The organism is Nocardia farcinica (genome assembly GCF_029867845.1).
Taxonomy (GTDB): domain Bacteria; phylum Actinomycetota; class Actinomycetes; order Mycobacteriales; family Mycobacteriaceae; genus Nocardia; species Nocardia farcinica_A.
This window is the reverse complement of record NZ_JARWRU010000997.1, coordinates 1-1,502: the sequence shown is the minus strand read 5'-3', so window position 1 is coordinate 1,502 and position 1,502 is coordinate 1. Positions and strand designations below refer to the sequence as shown.

General features: G+C 73.8%; 2 protein-coding genes. Both read left to right on the top strand.

The annotated features are described in order from the left end of the window. Window positions 1-226: 226 nt before the first annotated feature. Window positions 227-817, top strand: a complete 591-nt coding sequence (locus QH283_RS22085; RefSeq protein WP_280504877.1) for an MFS transporter — start codon at window positions 227-229, stop codon at window positions 815-817. Continuing rightward, window positions 805-1,464: an MFS transporter gene (locus QH283_RS22080; RefSeq protein ID WP_280504876.1), complete on the top strand. Its 660-nt coding sequence runs from the start codon at window positions 805-807 to the stop codon at window positions 1,462-1,464. Before QH283_RS22085 ends, QH283_RS22080 begins: the two co-directional genes overlap by 13 nt. The last annotated feature ends 38 nt before the right edge of the window (window positions 1,465-1,502 follow it).

Here is a 1,502-nt window from a genome sequence, read left to right as displayed (position 1 = left end):
CCGATTGCCATGCGGCGGGCGGTGCGGTGATCCGCATGTCTGCGGTGCTGTGAGATCGCCCGCCGTCGTGTGGCCGACCGGTCGGCGGTGCGAGTAGGTTCGCAACTCGTGGTCGCCGTCGGCGGCCCGTGGCGGCCCGAGGGCGGGCCGTCCGCCGTACATCCACCGTGCCGCTCGCCGTCGTGGTCGACGCGTGCCGTGTGGCGGACCGTGAAGGTATTCCGCCATGACCGAATCCACCGCCCTGGGAGACCGCGCGTCCGCGCTCGTGCCTGCCGCCACGGGTGATTCCGCCGCTGCGAGGAAGTCCCCGCTGCCGCCCATCGTCTGGCTGATGGGCGCGGTGAGCTTCCTCGTCGGCACCACCGAGATGATCGTGGCGGGCATCCTGCCCGAGATCTCCGAGGCGCTGGACGTCAGCGTCGCGCAGGCGGGCAGCCTGATCACCGTCTTCGCGTTGGGCATGATGATCGGCTCGCCGCTGATGGCCCTGGCGACCCTGCGCCTGCCCAAGCGCGCCACCCTCGTCGCCTCGCTGCTGCTGTTCGCCGCGGGGCACGTGATCGGCGCGCTCACCGACGTGTTCGCCCTGGCGCTGCTCGGCCGCCTGGTCGCCTCGCTGGGCACCGGCACCTTCTGGGCGGTCGGCGCACTGGTGGCCACCTCCGCCGCCGGACGCGAGCGGGCCGCCGGCGCCATGGGGGTGATGGTCGGCGGCCTGACCATCGCCAATGTGGTCGGGGTCCGCTGGGCGCCGCGCTCGGCAAGGGGCTGGGCTGGCAGGGCCCGTTCTGGCTGCTCGCCGTGCTGTCGCTGATCGCGGCCGCGGTGATCGCCCGCCAGGTGCCCGCGGGCCACGGCGGCGGCGCGCACACCACCGTGCGCGGGGAGTTCGCCTCGCTGCGCACGGGCAGGCTGTGGCTGGTCTACCTGGCGATCGCGCTCGCCCAGGCCGCTGTCCTCGGCACCTACTCCTACATCTCCCCGATCCTGACCGACCGGGCTGGGCTGTCCGCGGGGCTGGTCCCGCTGGCCATGCTCGGCTACGGCGCGGGCACCGTGGTCGGCAGCGCGCTCGGCGGCCGCCTCGGTGACCGCATCCCGTGGCGCGCGGCGATCACCGCGATCTCGGCGACCACACTGGTGCTGATCGCGATGACACTGTGGGCGACGAACAGTGTCGTGGCGGTGGTGCTGGTCGTCGCGCTCGGCGTGGCGGGACTGGTGTGCAACCCGATTCTCAGCGCCCAGGTCGTCACGGTCGTCGGTCCCGGCCGCCCGCTGGCGATGGCGCTGAGCAACTCGGCGTTCAACGTGGGTATCGCGCTCGGCTCCGCGCTGGCCGGTGTGGCGCTGTCGTCGGGGCTGCGCGCGCAGGGCCCGCCGCTGGTCGGCGTGATCTTCGGCGTCCTCGCGCTGGGACCGTTGGCGGTGCTGGCGGCGACCGCGCGCCGGCACGCCTGAGCATGCTCCGGCCCGGCCGCCCCCAGAGATCCCAGATC